The 18,659-nt window shown below is 63.9% G+C and carries 18 protein-coding genes and 1 pseudogene; all 19 read left to right on the top strand.

Features of this window, described 5'->3' with window-relative positions; genetic code table 11:
• Positions 1-552 (top strand): annotated as a pseudogene (locus C2L71_RS11095) (hypothetical protein); the annotation flags it as partial.
• Between the two features lie 183 nt (positions 553-735).
• A complete protein-coding gene (locus tag C2L71_RS11090; RefSeq protein ID WP_103265820.1) occupies positions 736-1,491 on the top strand; it encodes a hypothetical protein in 756 nt (251 codons plus the stop codon).
• 153 nt (positions 1,492-1,644) lie between these two features.
• Positions 1,645-2,766 (top strand): carboxypeptidase-like regulatory domain-containing protein, encoded by a 1,122-nt coding sequence (locus C2L71_RS11085; RefSeq protein ID WP_103265819.1) that lies wholly within the window; start codon positions 1,645-1,647, stop codon positions 2,764-2,766.
• Positions 2,766-3,290 carry a hypothetical protein gene (locus C2L71_RS11080; RefSeq protein ID WP_103265818.1) on the top strand — a complete coding sequence of 175 codons (525 nt, stop codon included), beginning with the start codon at positions 2,766-2,768 and terminating at the stop codon, positions 3,288-3,290. Before C2L71_RS11085 ends, C2L71_RS11080 begins: the two co-directional genes overlap by 1 nt.
• A gap of 1 nt (position 3,291) precedes the next feature.
• A complete protein-coding gene (locus tag C2L71_RS11075; protein WP_103265817.1) occupies positions 3,292-3,831 on the top strand; it encodes a hypothetical protein in 540 nt (179 codons plus the stop codon).
• 26 nt (positions 3,832-3,857) lie between these two features.
• Positions 3,858-4,265 (top strand): hypothetical protein, encoded by a 408-nt coding sequence (locus C2L71_RS11070; protein WP_103265816.1) that lies wholly within the window; start codon positions 3,858-3,860, stop codon positions 4,263-4,265.
• Positions 4,253-4,609 (top strand): hypothetical protein, encoded by a 357-nt coding sequence (locus tag C2L71_RS12175; protein ID WP_170042500.1) that lies wholly within the window; start codon positions 4,253-4,255, stop codon positions 4,607-4,609. Before C2L71_RS11070 ends, C2L71_RS12175 begins: the two co-directional genes overlap by 13 nt.
• Positions 4,606-5,616: a peptidylprolyl isomerase gene (locus C2L71_RS11065; RefSeq protein ID WP_170042498.1), complete on the top strand. Its 1,011-nt coding sequence runs from the start codon at positions 4,606-4,608 to the stop codon at positions 5,614-5,616. Before C2L71_RS12175 ends, C2L71_RS11065 begins: the two co-directional genes overlap by 4 nt.
• A gap of 209 nt (positions 5,617-5,825) precedes the next feature.
• The gene (locus tag C2L71_RS11060) at positions 5,826-6,317 is read left to right on the top strand and encodes a MarR family winged helix-turn-helix transcriptional regulator (RefSeq protein WP_103265814.1); all 492 of its coding nucleotides are present in this window, start codon (positions 5,826-5,828) and stop codon (positions 6,315-6,317) included.
• Between the two features lie 689 nt (positions 6,318-7,006).
• Positions 7,007-7,546, top strand: a complete 540-nt coding sequence (locus tag C2L71_RS11055) for a hypothetical protein (protein ID WP_103265813.1) — start codon at positions 7,007-7,009, stop codon at positions 7,544-7,546.
• 766 nt (positions 7,547-8,312) lie between these two features.
• Complete coding sequence (gene rpsF, locus C2L71_RS11050; RefSeq protein ID WP_103265812.1) at positions 8,313-8,606, top strand: 30S ribosomal protein S6; 294 nt, start codon at positions 8,313-8,315, stop codon at positions 8,604-8,606.
• A 58-nt stretch (positions 8,607-8,664) separates the two neighbouring features.
• Complete coding sequence (locus C2L71_RS11045; RefSeq protein ID WP_103265811.1) at positions 8,665-9,120, top strand: single-stranded DNA-binding protein; 456 nt, start codon at positions 8,665-8,667, stop codon at positions 9,118-9,120.
• Between the two features lie 21 nt (positions 9,121-9,141).
• Complete coding sequence (rpsR, locus tag C2L71_RS11040; RefSeq protein WP_103265810.1) at positions 9,142-9,402, top strand: 30S ribosomal protein S18; 261 nt, start codon at positions 9,142-9,144, stop codon at positions 9,400-9,402.
• Between the two features lie 15 nt (positions 9,403-9,417).
• Positions 9,418-9,975 (top strand): 50S ribosomal protein L9, encoded by a 558-nt coding sequence (gene rplI, locus C2L71_RS11035; RefSeq protein ID WP_103265809.1) that lies wholly within the window; start codon positions 9,418-9,420, stop codon positions 9,973-9,975.
• 211 nt (positions 9,976-10,186) lie between these two features.
• Entirely contained in the window at positions 10,187-11,599 is a 1,413-nt protein-coding gene (gene dnaB, locus C2L71_RS11030; RefSeq protein ID WP_103265808.1) for a replicative DNA helicase, read from the top strand.
• Positions 11,600-11,634: 35 nt separating this feature from the next.
• Positions 11,635-12,921: a metallophosphoesterase family protein gene (locus tag C2L71_RS11025; RefSeq protein WP_103265807.1), complete on the top strand. Its 1,287-nt coding sequence runs from the start codon at positions 11,635-11,637 to the stop codon at positions 12,919-12,921.
• Positions 12,918-15,308: an AAA family ATPase gene (locus C2L71_RS11020; RefSeq protein WP_103265806.1), complete on the top strand. Its 2,391-nt coding sequence runs from the start codon at positions 12,918-12,920 to the stop codon at positions 15,306-15,308. The genes C2L71_RS11025 and C2L71_RS11020 overlap by 4 nt, the downstream gene beginning before the upstream one ends.
• 354 nt (positions 15,309-15,662) lie before the next feature.
• A complete protein-coding gene (locus C2L71_RS11015) occupies positions 15,663-16,979 on the top strand; it encodes an adenylosuccinate synthase (protein ID WP_103265805.1) in 1,317 nt (438 codons plus the stop codon).
• A 341-nt stretch (positions 16,980-17,320) separates the two neighbouring features.
• Positions 17,321-18,613 (top strand): phosphoribosylamine--glycine ligase, encoded by a 1,293-nt coding sequence (purD, locus tag C2L71_RS11010; RefSeq protein ID WP_103265804.1) that lies wholly within the window; start codon positions 17,321-17,323, stop codon positions 18,611-18,613.
• Positions 18,614-18,659: the final 46 nt, after the last annotated feature.

Here is an 18,659-nt window from a genome sequence, read left to right as displayed (position 1 = left end):
CGCGGGGCGCCCGCAGGCGCCCCCGCGAGCCCCGCGCCCGCAGGCGCCCCCGCGAAGAAGTCCCAGCGCAAATGGGTGGTGCTCTCCATCCTGCTTCTGCTGCTCATCGCGGCCGGCATCGCGCTGTTTTTATGGCTGACCTCCCCCGATCCGAACCGCGACGGCATGCTGCCCGACGCCAACGCCCGCGTCGGCTCGCTTTCCGGCGATTTCGAAGACCTCGACAAGATTGTCGACGAGGGCATGCTCACGTTCTCCATCAACGTCACACCGTCGTTTCCCGACGGCGCGAGCCCGGGCAACCTCATGATCGAGAATGCCGAGATCAACAACAACCGCTTCACCTGTGCGATCTACCGCAAGGACAACGGCGAGAAGATCTACCAGTCGGGATACCTCGATCCCGGCCAGTACATCGAAAGCGCCCCGCTCGAGGCGGATCTGGAGCCGGGGGAGTACCCCTGCACGGCCTACTTCGAGACCTACAAGCTCTCCGACAACGCCCCCATCGGCCAGGCGGCCGCCGAGATCACGGTCTACGTGCAGGGATAGGGGGCGTTGCATGGAAAGGACGACGCATCTGTGGCCCGCAGGGGCCGGCCCGCCCGGCGCAGGGCGCGAGCCTCCCGGAAAAAGGGAGGTGGTGCGTCTGGCATGAGCGGGACGAAGCGGCACCGCGCCGCACAAGCGAAGCCCCGGCAAGGGGAGAGCATCTGCAATGAAGGAGGAAGGTATATGAGAAAGACGAAGATAGGGGCCCTCGCGCTAAGCGTCGCCCTCGCGTCCGCGATATGCGTGCCCACAACGGCGCTCGCGGCGAACTACAACGGATCGGAGCAGGCGACCCAAGACTCGACGGGCACCAAGGCCGAAACCGACAAGACCATCGGCCTCGACGGCACGGAAACCACGCTCACCGGCACCATCAAGGCCACCACGCTGTCGGTGAGTATGCCCACCACCGTGGCGTTCAACGTCGACCCCGGCGCGACGGCGGGTGTCGCTGACGCCGCGGCAGGCGACACCGGCTCCGGCGCTTCGACCACCTCAAACAAGCACGGCCAGTTCACGAGCCCCACGAACTACAAGGTGAAGAACCTCTCGCGCGTGAAGGTGTACGCCTACATCTCCGGCGTGGCCGCGACGTCGGCCGCCACCCCCGGCACGACGGTGACGCCCGACCTGAAAAACACCGCCCCCACCTACACCGCGTCGAACCGCGATCAGATGATGATCGGCATCAAGTCCGTCGCCGAAGCGCCGGCCGACTTCAGCACGGACACCGACTGGCTGACCACTTCGACGACGAAGTACTATCCGTTCAACAAGGACAACAAGGGCGAGATCGAGGCTTCCACCGACGGCACGACAGCGAAAGAATCCGACGCCATGATGATCTACGGCCAGGTCAACCCGGCCGGATGGACCGATGGCGACTCTTTCCAGATCAAGCCGACGTTCACGGTGACCTCCACCAAGCCGACGGTCTAGCTTCTGGCTCCGAGGCATTCGAAACCGTTCGGGCGGCGAGGGATGTCCCCTCGCCGCCCGCTCCGAAGATGCCCCGCGTAAGGCATTTGCACGATCAACGGCCCCCGGGACGCCCCGGGATCCGGCTCCAAGCGACTGAAAGCAGGTAGAACCATGACCAGGCAGGCAGAAGGAACGGCGCGGACGGCCCCGGCGAGCGGGCTCCGCGCGGCGGCGAGACCGCTTCTTTTTGCGTGCCTTGTCGCCGCGCTGGCGGTACCGCTCGCATCGGGCGCCCCTTTGCAGGCCCTGGCCGCCGACGTGGATGTGGATGTGGACGCGAAGGTGGAGGTGACGATCGAGGTCGAGGTGGACGCCCCCAAGCCGCCGGCCGTCACGTACGCGGCGAAGGTGCACGTGCTCGACGTTTCGGGGCGCCCCGTCCCCGGCGCGTCCGTGACGGTGCAGGGCGGGTCGTCCTCGCAGACCACCGGATCTGAGGGGGATGTGCGCGTGTCCGGCCTGTCCAAGAACGCCTCCTACGCGGTGTCCGTGTCGAAGGCGGGCTACCGCACGTTCACCGCCCGGTTCGTGTGCCACGGCCTGGCCGGCGAGGTGTGGCATGTGGTGTTGCACAAGCCCGCAGAAGACCCCGGGCCCTCGCGTGAGCCAGACGTCGGTGGCGAAGACGGCTCGACGCGGCCTCCTGCGAACCCCATGCCCACCGTGGACGTGCGCGACGGCGCATCCAAAACCGCCGACGATGCCGCCGCGCCTGGCGATGCCGCCGCGCCGCATAGCGCGGGATCGTCTGCGCCTGGCGCAAAGAAGGGCGATGCCGCGAAGCCCGGCTCTTCCGCCTCCGATAAGTCCGATGGGTCCGACGAGGGCTCGGCATGCCCCTGGCCGTGGCTGCTCGCGGCGCTGCTTGCGCTGCTCGCCTTAGTCCTGTTCGTCATCCTGCTTGTCCGCCGCAAGAAGCGCGACGAGGAAGAGGATCCCGAACCCGACACCCCGCAGGCCCCCGAGGCCCCCGACGCCCCGCAGGCCGGATCGCCCGATGGCTCGCAGGCTGACGCCCCCGGCCCCGAGGCCCCCGACGGCTCGCAGGCCGGATCGCCCAACACCCCGCAGGCTGACGCCCCCGGCCCCGACGCTCCCGACGGCTCGCAGACCGAGGCTCCCGAGGCCCCGCAGGCTCCCGAGGCCCCGCAGGCTGACGCCCCCGGATCGCCCGACGCCCCCGCCCCCGGCCCCGAGGCCGCCGGCGGCGGATCGCGGAAAGAGAGCAGCTGATGGCCGCGCCCTTTCCGCACCCGCCCGACGACGCCCGGCGCGCCCGGCGTGTGCGCATCGCCGCGCTCGCCGCGCTGCTGCTGGCGGTGGCGCTCGCGTGCGCGTGGTGTGCTCTGCACGATCGGCCCGACGAGGACATGGAGAGCAACATCGTGGTGGGCGCGCTTTTCGGCGAGGAGGATTCGGAAAAGGATCGGCGCGCGCTCGACGAGGGCATGATCGGCTTTTCCGTCAACACCCGCATGGCGTTCGAGACCCCCTCGTCTGAGGGCGCCGTCATGTTCGAGAACCCGGCCGGCAACGCCAAGTACACAAGGCTCAGGCTCGTGCGCGACGACACCGGCGAGGAGGTGTACGCCACCGGGCTGCTCCAGCCGGGGACCTATGTGGAGAAAGATGCACTCGACGCCATGGTGCCCACCGGCGAGTACGACTGCACGGCGCTGGTGGAGGCGTACAGGACAGACGACAAAAGCTACATCGGCACGGTGGCTGCCGGAGTGAAGGTGAAGGTGGGAGGCTGACATGGAAAGACTGACGTACAGGGCAGCGCCCGGCAGGGTGATCTGCGCGGCGGCCGCGCTCGCGCTCGCCTGCGCCGCCCCCGCGTTCGGCGCGGAGGCGATCATCGACCGCGACGGCGCGGCGGTCGAGACGGTGCTCACGGGCAAGGTGGGCGAGGTGGAGGACGTCATCAGCGTGGTGCTGCCCTCCAACATCAAGATGACCATCAAAACCGACGAGGAGGGCCGCCTGGACGAGGCGGGCACGCGGGACGTGAGCGTGGCCGTGGAAAACGAGAGCCGCTCCACCAAGGCGGTGCGCCTGGCGCTCTACGAGACCACCGACGACCAGCGCCTGCTCGACGAGGTGGTCCTCTCCCTCAACGGCCAGAACATCAAGCAGGCCGTGGGCGGCGCTTCCGGCGAGGTGCTCCTCACCGGATCCATCCGGCCCGGGGAGGCCGATACGCTCACGATGTCCGCCTCGCCCATCGGTCCCGCGCAGACCATCAGTGCGGGCACAAGAAGCGTCCGCACCGTCATCAAGGCGACGGTTTCGTAAAGCGCGTTTGAAAGGAGCGGACAGACATGGCTCGCACGGATAGGAAGACGCTCGAGAGGACCAGGATGCGCGTGCTCGCGTACCTGGCCGTCCGCGCGGAGGAGAACTCCGGCCAGGGCACGTCCTTCGGCCTGATGACGCGCTCGCTCGCGCTCACCGAGGGCCGCGTGCGCAGCGCCTGCCGGGCGCTGCAGGGCGAGGGGCTTATCGTGGTGGAGGCGCGCTTCGACGAGGACGGGGGCCAGCGGGCGAACCGCTACGTCCTCACGAAGGCCGGCTACGAGGTCCTCCAAGACGAGATCGACGCCGCCGCCCGCAGGCTCGAGGTTCGCCCCGGGCCCGTCGAGGCCCGCAGGCGGGAGGGCCCGCGCCGCGACGAGGCTCCCCGCAAGCCGGACGGGCGGGATGTGGGGCGACGGCCGTGCCGCGAGTGAAGTCGTCGGTGTCGGCCGGGCGCGAGCTGGCGGTCCTGGCCTGCGTGCAAGCGCACCTAGACGGGCCGCGCGGCGCGGTCGTGTCCATCGCGAACGTCGCCGCGAAGACGGGGCTTTCCGCCTGCCAGGCGCGCTGCGCCCTGCAGCGCCTCGTCCGCAAAGGCGCGCTCGACGCGACCCGGCGCACCCACCCCAACGGCGCCTCGGCCGAGAACTCCTACCGGATCACCCGGACCGGTCTCGCTCTGCTCGAGACTGCCGAGCACGCCGCCGGCTGCGAAGGGCGGCCCATCCCGAAAACACAGGGGGAACTTTCCCCGCACGAGAAAGGAAACGTTTTATGAAAGCATCGAATCCCGCCCGCGCGGTGATCGCGACGGCGCTTGCCCTAAGCTGCGCGATCGGGCTGGCTGGCTGCGGCGGCGCCGCACCGGCCGCCACCGTGAACGGGACGCCCGTCGCCGAGGAGACCGTCGCCGCCTACATCGACGACTTCCGCGCGACCTCGTCGCTGGAAGACGACGGCGCATGGGCCACGTGGCTGGCCGACAACGGCTACACCCCGCAATCCGTCCGCCAGGAGGTGGTGGACTACTACGTCGACGAGGAGCTGGTGCGCCAGGCGGCCCGCGAGCGCGGCGTGTCGGCCGACGCCGCCGAGGTGGACGAAGCCGTGCAGAAGGCGAAGGAGGGCTACGAGTCCGACGAGGCCTGGCGCGAGGCGCTCGCCTCCTCGCACACGACCGAAGAGGCCTACCGCGCCCAGGTGGAGCTCTCGCTTCTCAAGACGGCGCTCGCCGACTCCTTCGCCGAGGCCGCCGCACCTGACGACGGGCAGCTGCTCGAGCGGGCCGCCGGCTACGACGGGGCCAAGCGCTCCTCGTGCATCCTGTTCGCAGCCGATGGCGCCGACGAGGCGCAGCAGCTGCGCGCCGCCGTCGAATCCGGCGAGGTCCAGTTCGCCGACGCCGCCGACGAGCGCGCCGCCGACGAGGGTGCCGCCACCGGCGGCGACAGGGGATGGGACGCGCTCTCGCCGGTGGGGGAGGCCTACGCCGAGGCGCTGGCCGGCCTGGAGGCGGGCGAGGTAAGCGAGCCGTTCGAGACCGAAGAGGGCGTCTGCCTCGTCATGTGCACCGATGAGTTCGACGTCCCCGAAGGCGGCCTGACCGAGGTCGGCCAGGTTCCCGAGGCCCTCCTGGAGGCTGCGCGCGCCTCCTTCGAAAGCGAAGCCTCCGACGGCGGCTACCGGGACTGGTTCGCCGATTTCAAGTCGAAGGCCGAGATCGTCGTCAACGACATGCCCGAAGACGCCTCCTACAACGTGGAGGTCCCCCAGGAATCCGAGTAGCCCCTCGGGCCCCGTGGGCTCGCCCGGGAGGGCACGGGACGGGCCGCCCTGCCGCCCGTGCTCGGGGCCGCGGCGTCCTGGGCCGACTGGTTCTCGGGTCTGAAGAGTGATTTTCTTCTCGTGAATAGGCGCATACCCGTGCTCGGGGCTTATAGTGAATGCGAGACGGGCAAAGCGAAGATAGGCGCACATCGAAGAAGGAGTCCTCCATGAATGAAGCGACCGCCACATTGAACCAGCTCAAAAAAGCCGACAAGTTCGTACGCCGCACATTTCACAAAAACGGGCCGAAAAGTTTCAAGAAGGGTCAGGGAGCGCTTATGCGCGCGCTGCTTGAGCGCGACGGCGCTGCCACGCAGCGCGAGTTGGTGGATATCATCGGCATCAGCAGACGCGATCTAAAGGATATCGTCAAGAAGGCCGAGCGCAACGATTTCGTCGCCATTGAGGGCGCCGACGCCAAGCGCACCTACATCGTGAAGCTCACGGATGAGGGGCGCACTGTCGCGGAAAAGCGTCTCGCAGCCAATGACCGCACTGCCGAAGAGATCCTTTCGTGCCTCACTGAAGAGGAGATAGCCCAGCTCAATACGATCACTGAGAAGATTATTCTTGCAGCAAAGGATAAAGGCATCAAATGCAAGAAGAAGGGTCGTCGCGGGCATCGCTCCTGCCACCGCGGCTGCCATCGCCATCACTAGGCCCCAAATGTAGCGCATCGTTATCTGCGACGAAGAATCCCCGCCTTCTCGGCTTGAGGAGAATCAGCGATCTGTGTTCTGCAGCTTTTATTCTTGACGTGGGTGCGGTGGCAAATAATCGTCGAATTCGGGAAAATGGAATCGGGGCAGCGAAACCGCCTTGGTGGTTCTCCCTGCAAAAATGCCAGATCGGGAGAATTCCTTTCTCGTTCTCGCACGCCTCGCGCTCGATCGGGGTGCGCGAAGTCTTCCGCATCCCCATCCGATGATTATCTGCTATTTGGAGTCTGTTCGCTGTACGAGGGGATGTCTGCACGGGTTCTCCTGTGCGCGGAGTTGGTTTATCGCCCGTTCGGTCATGCGCGTCGAAATTTGAAGATACGCCGAATAACCGGGCTTTCTTCTGCGTGCGAAGTACACCAACCCCTACACTGAGTGGCAACGAAAAGCGTGGCACCGGATGCTGTTCGGACCGATGCTCGTGCGCTTCGCCACTTGGCGAGCGAGTGGTATCCCGAAATGCTCCGTGCTCGGCGCGCCGCTTGTTTCCGCGTTCGGCATGCCTGTTCCATCTGGGCCGCTGTCGATCAGGAAAGCATGGAGCTGAAACCGGGTTCCTGGCACGCGCGACCGCTCCGGGGATCGATGTTGTCCGGCGCCGCGCTCACCGCAATTGAAAGGACGAGGCTATGGCCGATCGCGTAGTAGAAAGCTCCGACGTGCAGGTTCCCGAGATTCCTGAGATTTTGGAGAAGGTGCTGCTATTCTCGCTTGAAGAAGCGAAGGAGAAGATGCTTCAGGGAGAGGACGTGATCCCGTACACGGCGCTTGTCGTGAAGGACAACCTCTTCATTGAGAATCATCCCGGCGAGACAGCCGAGGAGTGCTTCAACTTCGCTCGCCATACGGTGCAGAATGCGCGCGGTGCGGACGCCTACGCCCTATGCTACGACGGGTACGTCGAGATCGACGATGGTACGAAGGATGCGCTCATTGCCGAGGGCGGCGTGCCCGGCGAGGACGAAGGTTATGCCGTCGGTTTTCTGTACGAAGCCGACGAAGACGGTGCGCTTGTCTTCGAGGAAGAGCCTGCCTACATCGGTGAGGCTCCGAACTTCATGGTCGCACTCAAGAGCGCCGACGCTTACGACGATGACGAGATTGACGAGAAATACCTCGACGACGAAGACGACGCTGTCGAAGACGATGCCGAAAAACCCGAGGCCTAGCCACTGCATCGCCACCGCAGGCCTCCGAAACCCGACCTTCGTTTTCGCGCCTGCGGTCGTTTCAGTTTGCTCCGCGAAGTTTGAAACGCAGGATGTTTCACGTGAAACATCCTGCGTTTTTGCGCTTCCTACGGTGGCGCTTCGTCCTGCTCGTCGACCACGGCACCGACTTTTTCGCAAAGCGCCCGCGAACCGTTGCTCGTCGAACAAGAGCCGGTCGCACGAACGTCGGTCGCACGAACGTCGGTCGAACGAAGGCTGAGTGCGCGGGGACTGGCTGTCGTGTTAGAAACACGTTGGACGCGCGCTGGATGCCCGTTAGGTGTGCGCTGGACATGCTTCAGGTGGACGCTGATTTCGCAGCATCTCGGCGGCGGTTCCGCGTCGAATGTAGCGTCCCGCCGCGTTTGACGTGCGCCATCGGAGCGCTGTTTGAGCTTGCTAGTATGGATTTGCGAAGTTCGGACGTTGGCTGGACAAGGCGTTGTCCCGCCGCCGCAACTCGGCATAGGGAGGCGGCGGGATGGACTCGGAACGCTGATACGAGATCGGGCAAGGATTCGGAACGCTGATGGGAGATTGGCGCAAAGGCTCGGGGGGTCGGCGGAGCCGGTGCATGAAGTGTGGCGAAACGGTGTAAAAGGATGAGCGGATCGGTTGCGGCTTACGTGTGCTCGCCCTTTTGCTAGAATAGTCAGGCTAATCCTGCCCCGGGTAGTGTGCCTTCACCAGCACCGGGGCCGTACAGTCCAAAGGAGGTGAGCTGATGAAGGCTTATGAATTGCTGTTTTTTGTCGCTCCGTCTATCGACGAAGAAACCCGCGCCGCCGTTATGAAGCGTATCGAGACCACGATCGCCGAGGGCGAAGGCACGATTGACAACGTCGACAACTGGGGCAAGCGCAAACTCGCTTACGAGATCAACGGTCTGACCGACGGTGACTACACTCTCATCGATTTTCATGCCGATCCCGCCAATGTTGCAGAACTCGATCGAATCCTGCGTATCAACGACGCGGTCGCGCGTCACATGATCGTCAAGCGTCCGGATCGCGACTAGAAAAGACGTTTCGGGCCCGAAGCCTTTCGGGCCTGGCATGTGAGAAGAGGTAGACAACATGAGCATCAACAGAGTGATCATCAGCGGAAACCTTACAAGGGATTCCGAGCTGCGCTCTACGGCCAGCGGCCTTCCCGTGCTCGGTTTCGGCGTGGCGGTCAACGACCGTCGCAAGAACCAGCAGACCGGCGAATGGGAGGACTACCCCAACTTCATCGACTGCACCATGTTCGGCGCCCGTGCCGAGAGCCTTTCGCGCTATCTCAGCAAGGGTACGAAGGTGTCCGTCGAGGGAAAGCTCCGCTGGAGCCAGTGGGAGCGCGAAGGGCAGAAGCGCAGCAAGCTCGAGGTGATCGTGGACGAACTGGAGTTCATGTCGAGCCGCAACAGCGATTCGTCGTCGTATGGCGGCGGCTATGCTGCCCCTGCAGCCGCTCCGGCTCCCGCTCCTGCGGCGGTTCCGCCGGTTGTCGATGCCTCTTCTTCGGTCTACGACGAAGACATCCCGTTTTAAGCGACACGAAAGAGGTTTGAAATGTCCGATTACGCGAAGCAGCCGCGTCGCAAGTACTGCCAGTTCTGCAAAGAGGACACGCAGTACATTGACTACAAAGACACGCAAATGCTGCGCAAATACGTTACCGACCGCGGGAAGATCAAGCCGCGCCGCGTGACGGGTGCCTGCACCCAGCACCAGCGCGACATCGCGAACGCCGTGAAACGCGCTCGCGAGATGGCTCTGATGCCCTATGCGGTTCCCGCCATCAGCGGCCGCGGCGACCGTCGCAGCCGCTAGGCGCAAGGAGGAACCATGAAAGTCATCCTGCTCCAAGAACTGAAGGGCAAGGGCGGCGAAGGCGACGTTGTCGACGTGGCCGCCGGCTTTGCCAACAACTATCTGTTCCGCCAGAACATCGCGATTCCCGCGACCAAAGGCAACCTGAAGCAGCTCGAGCAGCGCAAGCACAACATCGCCAAGCGCGAGGAGAATCGCGTTGCCGATGCCACCAAGATGAAGGAAACGCTTGACGGCGCCCTCATCAAGGTCGTCGCCCAGGTGGGTGACGAGGGCCAGCTGTTCGGCTCCGTGACGTCGCAGATGATCGCCGAGGCCCTCAAGGAGAGCACCGGTATCGAGGTCGATAAGCGCCGCATCGAGCTTGGCCAGGCTATCAAGACGGCTGGCGAGCATGAGGTGTCCATCTCCATCTACCGCACCATCAAGACGACGGTGAAACTGCGCGTTGTGGGCTCCGAAGACGAGCTCGTGGAGACGGTGGTCGAAGAGGACGTCGAGGTTGTCGAAGAGACTCCCGAGGCCCCCGAGGCCCCGGAGGCTGATGCTCCGGCCGAAGAGACTGCCGAATAGCACGATCTGCTTAAAAACGTTTTCCACCGCGCAAAGTTGTGGAAAACGTGGAAAACCCCCTTCGCCCTGATGGGCACGAAGGGGGTTTTCTTATGGCGGTGGATAACCGGAGGTGTTCGCTCGCGTCGAAAATAGGTGGCGACCTGCAGTTATTGTTGTTGTATCATAGGGCTTTGCCCTGCATCCCGCATATGCTGAGAGGAAAGAGAGCATGTCCCCGAACGCGCCTTACAACGCCGATTTTGCACCCGATGAGGCCACCGTCACCGACCGGCGCAAGATGGAGCCGCAGAACATCGAGGCGGAGAAGTCCGTGCTGGCGGCATGCTTGCTCAACCAAGAGGCTATCGAGGAAGTGGCGCCAAAACTGGTCAAGGAAAACTTCTATCGCGCTGCCCACCAGCGCATCTATGAGTCGATGATCGACCTGTACGTGCGCCACATTCCCATTGACCACATCTCGCTCGCCGACAACCTCAAAGCGATGGGCCAGCTGGAGGCGGTGGGCGGCAAACCCTATCTCGTGGAACTCGCCGACAACACGTTCGCCCTCACGAACTGGCAGAATCATGTCGACATCGTCAAGCGCACCTCCATTTTGCGCGACCTCATCCGAGCATCGACTGAAATAAACGCGCTCGCCTACGATGCGCCCGATGATCTGGGAGTGGTGGTCGAAGAATCCGAGAAGATTCTGTTCAACGTCACCGAAAAGCGCGTGTCCTCGGAATTCAAGAAGATGGACACGTTGCTCACTGACGCTTTCGACGAGATTACGAAGCTTGCCGAGCAGAAAAACAGCATGGCTGGCGTGCCGAGCGGCTTCCAAGATGTCGACGATTTGTTCCACGGCTTCCGTGGGGGCGACCTGGTCATCCTGGCTGCGCGCCCCGGCGTAGGCAAAACCTCGTTCGCCCTCAACCTGGCTACCAACTCCGCCAAGCTTGGCGTGACCGTGGCGTTTCTCTCCCTTGAAATGAGCGCAGCGCAGCTGGTGCAGCGTGTGCTGTGCTCCGAGGCGCGCGTCAACCTGTCGCGGCTGCGTGCCGGGCAACTGCAGGAGTCCGACTGGGGGGCAATCGCCGACGCGTCGAACACGCTCTCGAAGTTGGACATGTACATCGACGACACTCCGTCGCTCTCGATTCTGGAGTTGCGCGCGAAGGCTCGCCGTGAGTTGCGCGGCGCTGAAAAGGGCCTCATCGTGGTTGACTACTTGCAGCTCATGCAGCCGCCCCAGACGCGCCGCGACGGCAACCGCGCGGTGGAGGTGGGCGAGATATCGCGTGGCCTTAAGGTGCTTGCGAAGGAGATGGACATGCCCGTCATTGCGCTTTCGCAGCTCTCGCGCCAGGTCGAGATGCGCGGCAAGAAGCGCCCGATGCTATCCGACCTGCGAGAATCGGGCTCCATCGAACAGGACGCCGACATCGTCATGTTCATTGATCGCAGCATGGATGAGGTAGAGGCCGAAAGCGACGACCGCCCCAATATGGGCGAAGCCGAACTCATTGTGGCGAAGCACCGCAACGGACCTACGCGAGATATCAAGCTTGCATTCAACGCTGAGTTCACGCGCTTCATGGATTTCATCGACGATTCACGCGTGGGGGCCTATGCCTGATCGCAGCCGAACCGCGCAAGCGCTACACTAGGCTCATGCCGAAACAGCTGACATTCATCCACGCTGCCGACCTCCACCTGGGCGCGTCGTTTCGCGGGCTTCGGGCGCTGTCGGACGTGTGGGCCAACCGGCTGTTCTCTGCCATTGTCGAAGCATACGATCGCGTGATCGACGCCGCTCTTGACCGTCAAGTCGACTTCGTGGTCATTGCCGGCGACATATTCGACTCTGCGCGCGCCTCCTACGGTGACTACCTGCACTTTTTCGAGGGACTCAAGCGCCTCGACAAAGCGGGCATCCCATCCTACCTCGTTTCGGGCAATCACGATCCGTACACATCGTGGACGCGCGACTTCTTCGCGTTCCCGCCGAGCACGCGCATGCTGCCGGCCGATCGTCCCGGCTTCGAGCTGTTCGTGCGCGAGGGCGAACCGCTCTGCATCATCGGTGGGCGCGGCTACTACAATCAGACGTGGCCTATCGACGAATGCATCGCCGAAGGCGTCACGCGAGCTGCTGCCGAACAGGCGCTTGCCGAGCTGCATCCGCGTGCGGGCGAAGCCCCCTTCGCAGTGGGCGTGTTGCACACAGGTTTGGACGTCGATCCGGTGAAGGCCCCGGTCGAGCCGCGAGTGCTCATGCGCGCGGGCATGGACTATTGGGCGCTTGGCCACATCCACCTGAAACTCGCCTACCCGTCGTTCGACGATCCTAGGCTTGTATTCTCGGGCTGCATCCAGGGCCGCGACGTGAAAGAAACCGGTGAGCGCGGGGTGTACCAGGTCACGCTCACGGAAGGCGCGCGCAACCGCGTGGAGTTCATTCCCACCGCCAGCGTTGTTTGGCAGCGCATGGCCGTGGACGTATCCGATTGCGATAGCCTGGCCGGCATCGCCGACAAGATCATGCGCGAGTTGTTTCGCGAGAACGGCAAAGCTCACTGCGAGCAGATGGTGGCGCGCATTACGCTTGAGGGCGCGACGTCTTTGCACCCGCTTCTCGAACGCCCCGGGGTGTTGGACGACCTGCGCAAGCACGTGAACGACTCCTATTCGGAGTTCTTTTGCGACACGCTGCTCGATGCGACGGTGCAGCCGCGCGACAAGGAAGCGCTCAGAAGCGAAGGGCTGTTCCCGTCCGTGTTCCTGCAGGTCGCCGAAGCGCAGCGCGGCAACGCCGAGGGGGAGGTGGCATATGTGCAGGACGAGTTCCTGAAGAAGAATGTGCCGCTGCCCGGTTCGTGCATCCGTGCTGTACAGGAACTGGCCGAAGATGCCGAGAACCTCGTGCTCGACCTGCTTTCTCAGGGGGACGAACGATGAGGCCTCCCTTCCTCGAACGCATCAATATTGTAAGCTTCGGCGCCTTTTCCGGCAAAGTGGTGGGCCCGTTCACGCCGAACCTCAACGTCGTTTTCGGCCGCAATGAAGCGGGAAAGACTACGCTCGCCTCATTTGTCGGCGGCGTGCTATTCGGCTGGGAGGATGCACGCGGCAGCCGCAACACGTACAAGCCGACCAACGCCGAGCGTGCGGGATCGCTGTTCTTCGCCGTCCCGCGCGCAGAGTACAGGGCCGACGAGAACCGCGGAACTCGCAGCGGACGCGACGCCGGCGAGAACTGCGGAGCTCATGACCGAGGCGACGCCGGCGAGAACCGAATCGTTCGCGAACGTTACGGCGCCGGCGCTATCCCCGATGCTGCCGAGCCCGTTGGCATGGGCGAACAGCGCGGTGCCAGCGAAGGCGGCGGTAATGAAGTACTCGGCGAGTTCGGGGAAGCCGACGAGATAGAGCTTACGCGCGTACGCAACGTCGACGGCCTGCAGGGCGACACGACTCTTGTCGCGGATATCGACAAGGAAACGTTCCAGACCATGTTCGCGCTCACGAGCGACGAGTTGCGTTCACTGCGCAACACGACCGACATGACGGCGAAGCTGCTTACGGCAGGTTCGGGCACGGGGGCGTCCCCTGCTCATGCGCTCGCGAAGATCGATGAGCTGCTGGCCGGTTACACATCGCGTTCGGCAGGCGCCGTTCGCTCGCTTGTGCGCCTCGAAGCCGAACAGGACGAACTGCGCGCGCGGTTGGCAGTCGCATTCGAAGAAGCCGAGCGCTTCAAGCGTGAAGACAAGGAATTTCGCGATCTGGCGCCCCAGCGTGACGAGATGATGGCGCGCCTGGATGCGCTCAACACCGACATCGAAGCGCTCTCGGCGCATCGAGCGCAGGTGAAAAAGCTCAACGACGAGATAGCCGAGGCCCGCGAGCGCGTCGCCGCGCTCGTCGCGGAAGAGGAGCAGTTGGCCATAACGCGTCGCGACCAGCATGACGACGACCTGGTTCCGCTCATGCATCTGGCGGCCGGAGACGAGCGCGCGCTGCGCGATCGTCTTGACGCGCTCGCCTCCGAAGAGGCGAAATGCGAGCATGCGGTGGACCTCGCTCAGGATAACTTCGCAACCTCGAAAGCCGCTTTCGAGGCGCTGCTTGAGGCGGAAGATGCTGAAGATGCCGAAGGCCGAGCGCGTCAGCGCCATGTCCAGGTGGCGCTGTCCATCCTGCTGCCGCTCGTCTTCATGGTCGCAGGCGTGCCGTTGTTCATTCACGGTCGCGAGATCGCGAGCCTTTCGTTTACGGCGCTCGGCGTGGGCCTTGTGGTGTTCGCCGTGGTGGTAACCCTTGCGGCCCTCGTGATGCTGTTCCGTCCCGACAAGGCCGCCGACGCAAAAGAAGCGCGCAAGCAAGATGCGCACTGGATCATGCTTCAGGACAAGAAGAAGCTCGAAGCGTGTCTGCAAAACCGCGCGGCGTTTCAAGAGCGCGCTCGCACCCAGCTGGATGCTGCTGGCTTGGGGCCGGCGCTGGGCTCGTTGCGGCAATCGCGCGCATTGCTTGACGAAGCGCGCGAGGCTCGCGCGGAGGAACGGCTGTTCCGCCAGCGTCAGCAGGCGCTCGTGTCTCGTCGCATCGCGCTCGAGGATAGCCTTGATAAAGCCGAGCGTCAGCGCGATGATCTTTTCGAGCACATGCTTCCGCATGGCGAGCGCACTCTCGACGCTATCGATGCGCTCCTTGCCCAGAAGGCCCGGCAGCGTTCCGGCCTTCTCGAGGCGAGCGAGGCTCTGAACCGGCGCTACGGCGAGCTGAAGCAGGAGCTGGCGCAGGCGGTTCACCTGCGGGACTTCGACGAGCTCAAGCTGCGTTACGAGCAGGCGTGCACGCAGCAGGAAGAGTACGCGCGCGAATACGCTCGCTTGCTGCTTGCGAAGCGGATGCTGGAATCGGCCATTGCCGCATGGGAGAGCAAAAGCCAGCCCGAGGTGTACCGCCAGGCCAGCAGACTGTTAGCCCTCATGACCGACGGACGCTGGGCGAAGGTTTCCATGACCGAGGAAGGACGCCTTCGCGTGATCGACGCTGTGAAGAACGCGCACGATCCGTTGCATCTCTCGCTCGGCACGTGTCAACAGCTCTATCTGGCGCTGCGCATCGCACTGCTGATGACGGCGGACAACGTTGGCCGTTCTGTGCCCATACTGGCCGACGACATCCTGGTGAACTTCGATTCGGTGCGCCGCGCGGGCGCAGCCCAAGCGATCGCGGAACTCGCGCGTGTGCGCCAAGTGGTACTTCTCACGTGTCACGAAGAGATCGTCGAGGCGCTGCGCGAGGCGGACCCCACGTTGAACGAAGTGAGACTCTAGCTACGGTCCGCCCGCCTGTCGGCCTGCATCCCGATCCTGCGCGCTCCTAGGCTTCTGTCCGCACTCTGCTCTCGTACGCGACTCCGTTCATTCGCTCGCATCCTGCTTGGTGCGGCTTTAAGCTTGGAGCGGCATCCCGTCTGCACGCCCTTGGGCTTCCGTCCGCATCCTGCGCTTCTACCTGCGCTGCGCATCCGGCTGCTCCTTCGCTCCCGCTCGCTCCGTATGGCCGATTGCGCGTTTCTCAAGAAACGCTGTCGACACGCGGGACGTACGGGCAAATATACTATAATGCAGGGGTTGTTACGGATTGCCCCGCCCACGGAGTCGGGGCACTGAAAGGACGCGACGCGTATGCCCAGCACGGTTCTGATCGGCGCTCAGTGGGGAGACGAAGGCAAAGGCAAGGTCACCGATCTGATCGCGAGCGAGTACGATTTTGTGGTGCGTTACCAGGGCGGCAACAACGCCGGCCACACGGTCATCCACGGCGACAAGAAGTTGGCGCTGCACCTGATGCCTTCCGGTGTCATGTACGAGAACGCGGTGCCGGTCATCGGTAACGGCGTGGTGGTGGACCCCGGCGTGCTTATCAAAGAGATGGCCATGCTCGAGGCCGAGGGAATCTCCTGCAAGAACCTCAAAATCAGCTGTGATGCGCACATCATCATGCCGTACCACAAGGACTTCGACGGTGCGGATGAGAAGCGTCTCGGCGAAAACAAAATTGGCACGACGAAGCGCGGCATCGGGCCGTGCTATCAGGACAAGGCCGCCCGCAAGGGCATCCGCGTGCAGGATCTGCTGGACGAGAAAATCTTCCGCCTCAAGCTGGAAGCCGTGCTCGCTCAGAAGAACCCCGTTCTCGAGAAGATCTACGGCCTGCACACCTATACGGTCGACGAGATCTGCGAGGAATATCTGCCCTACGCCCGCATCCTCAAACCCTATATGGCTGAAACGGCGCAGCTGCTGAACGAAGCAGTGCGCGAAGGCAAATCGATACTTTTCGAGGGCGCCCAGGGAACGCTGCTCGACATCGACCACGGCACGTACCCGTACGTCACCTCGTCGTCGTGCTGCGCCGGCGGCGCGTGCACGGGTTCGGGCGTGGGTCCCACGGCTATCGATCGGGTGCTCGGTATCCAGAAGGCCTACATCACGCGCGTCGGCGGCGGCCCGTTCCCCACTGAGCAGCGTTTTCCCGAAGACGGCGGCGAGGGCGAGGAAGCCGAGGTCGGCGAGCTTCTGTGCAAGGTGGGCCACGAGTTCGGCGTGACCACGGGGCGCAAGCGCCGCTGTGGCTGGTTCGACGCCGTCATCGCGCGCTACGCTGCCGAGGTCAACGGCCTTACCGATGTGGCGCTCACGAAGCTCGACGTGCTCTCCGCGTTCGACACCATCAAGGTGTGCACGGCCTACGAGTGCGAAGGCAAGGTGTACGACTACTTCCCCATGCAGCAGAGCGTGCTGTTCCACGCGAAGCCCGTGTACGAGGAGCTGCCCGGCTGGAAGGGCGTCGACATCACCGAATGCCGCACCTTCGAGGAGCTGCCCGAGAACGCGCAGCGCTACGTGGAATATTTGGAGGAGATCACCGGCGTGCCCATCAGCATTATTGCCGTGGGCCCCGACCGCGACCAGACCATCATGCGCGGCTGGGATCGGTAGGGGGGTCTGGCGGCCGGCAGGCCGCCGGAACGGCGCGATGCTGCGACTTCGCAGCATCGCGCTTTGCCGCTCCAGGCCTTCCTCGCGCACTGAAGTACGCTTCGTCTGGCTTTCACGGCAAAGCGGGGCGCTGCAAAAGGCCTCACCGACGTTGCGAACGGCTGGTGAGCGAACGACCTGGGAGCGAATGAGCTGCAGCACAAAATGTTTCACGGGAAACATTGTGCCTCAAAGAAGTGCGACGAAGGAACAAATGTTTCACGTGAAACACTGCACCATCGGCGCGCTGGGCGCGACGAACGAGCGAACGAGAACGGGCTTTGGGTTTGAAAGGACCTGACATGAACATCTTGGTGTTGGGAGGCGGCGGTCGCGAGCATGCCATCGCCTGGGCGTTGGCGAAGTCGCCGAAGACCGACGAGCTGTACGTGGCGCCAGGCAACGGCGGTACGGCGGCCATTGCGCACAACGTCGCGGATTTGGATGTGGAAGACGGGCAATCCGTGCTTGCATTCGCGCGCGAGCACAACATCGGACTCGTGGTCATCGGACCCGAAGCGCCGCTTGTGGCCGGCGTGGCCGATGTGCTGCGTAAAGAAGGGCTGGCTGTGTTCGGCCCCGATGCCCAGGGTGCGCGACTCGAGGGCAGCAAGACGTTCAGCAAGAAGTTCATGGACGCCAACGGCATTGCCACCGCGCGCTACGCCAGCTTCACCGAGCTGGATCCGGCGCTTGCCTACGTGCGCGAGCTGGGGGCTCCCATCGTCGTAAAGGCCGACGGCTTGGCCGCCGGCAAAGGCGTGATCGTGGCCGATGATCTGGAGGATGCCGAGGAAGCCGTGCGCTCTTGCTTCGACGGCGCATTCGGCGAAGCGGGCTCGACGGTGCTCATTGAAGAGTGTCTCGATGGCCCTGAGTGCTCGCTTCTGGCGTTCGTCACGGGCGGCAAGGCCTTCTGCATGACCACGGCTCAGGATCACAAGAGGGCCTTCGACGGGGATCTGGGCCCCAACACGGGCGGCATGGGCGTGTACTCGCCGGTGCCCATCGTTGATGCCGACGAGCTGGCCGGTATGCGGGCGGTCATGGAGAATGCTGCCGCTGCGACGGCTCGCGCGCCGTTCGAACGCGAGTACCGCGGTGTGCTGTACGGCGGATTCATGCTGACCTCGGAAGGCCCGAAGGTGCTCGAGTTCAACGCGCGCTTTGGAGATCCGGAGACGCAGGTCGTGCTTCCGCGTCTCGATGCTGATCTGGTTGATATCATGCTGGCCGTAGCCGAAGGCCGGCCGGATGATATTGAACTGCGCTGGTCCGAGCAATGGGCCGTGTGCGTGGTGTTGGCGAGCGAAGGGTATCCCGGTGCTTACGAGAAAGGAAAGGTCATCCTGGGGATTGAGGAGGCCGAAGAGCTGGAAGGCGTCACGGTGTTCCATGCGGGCACTGCGCGCAACATCGATGACGAACTGGTTACCGCCGGCGGCCGCGTGCTGAACGTCGTAGCGCTCGGCGATTCGTTCGACGAGGCTCGCGAACGCGCTTACGAGGCGGTCGACCTCATCAACTTCGAGGGCAAGCAGTACCGCACCGATATCGGCAAACGCGCTGCAGCCGGCCGAGAAGCCTGGGATTAGCACCATCAGGGGGTGCCCTTCGGGGCACCTTTGCGGTTTTGCACCA

The sequence above is a fragment of the Enteroscipio rubneri genome, assembly GCF_002899715.1.
Lineage (GTDB): Bacteria > Actinomycetota > Coriobacteriia > Coriobacteriales > Eggerthellaceae > Enteroscipio > Enteroscipio rubneri.
Note: the sequence above shows the minus strand (reverse complement) of the source record. Positions and strands in the feature narration are given on the sequence as shown.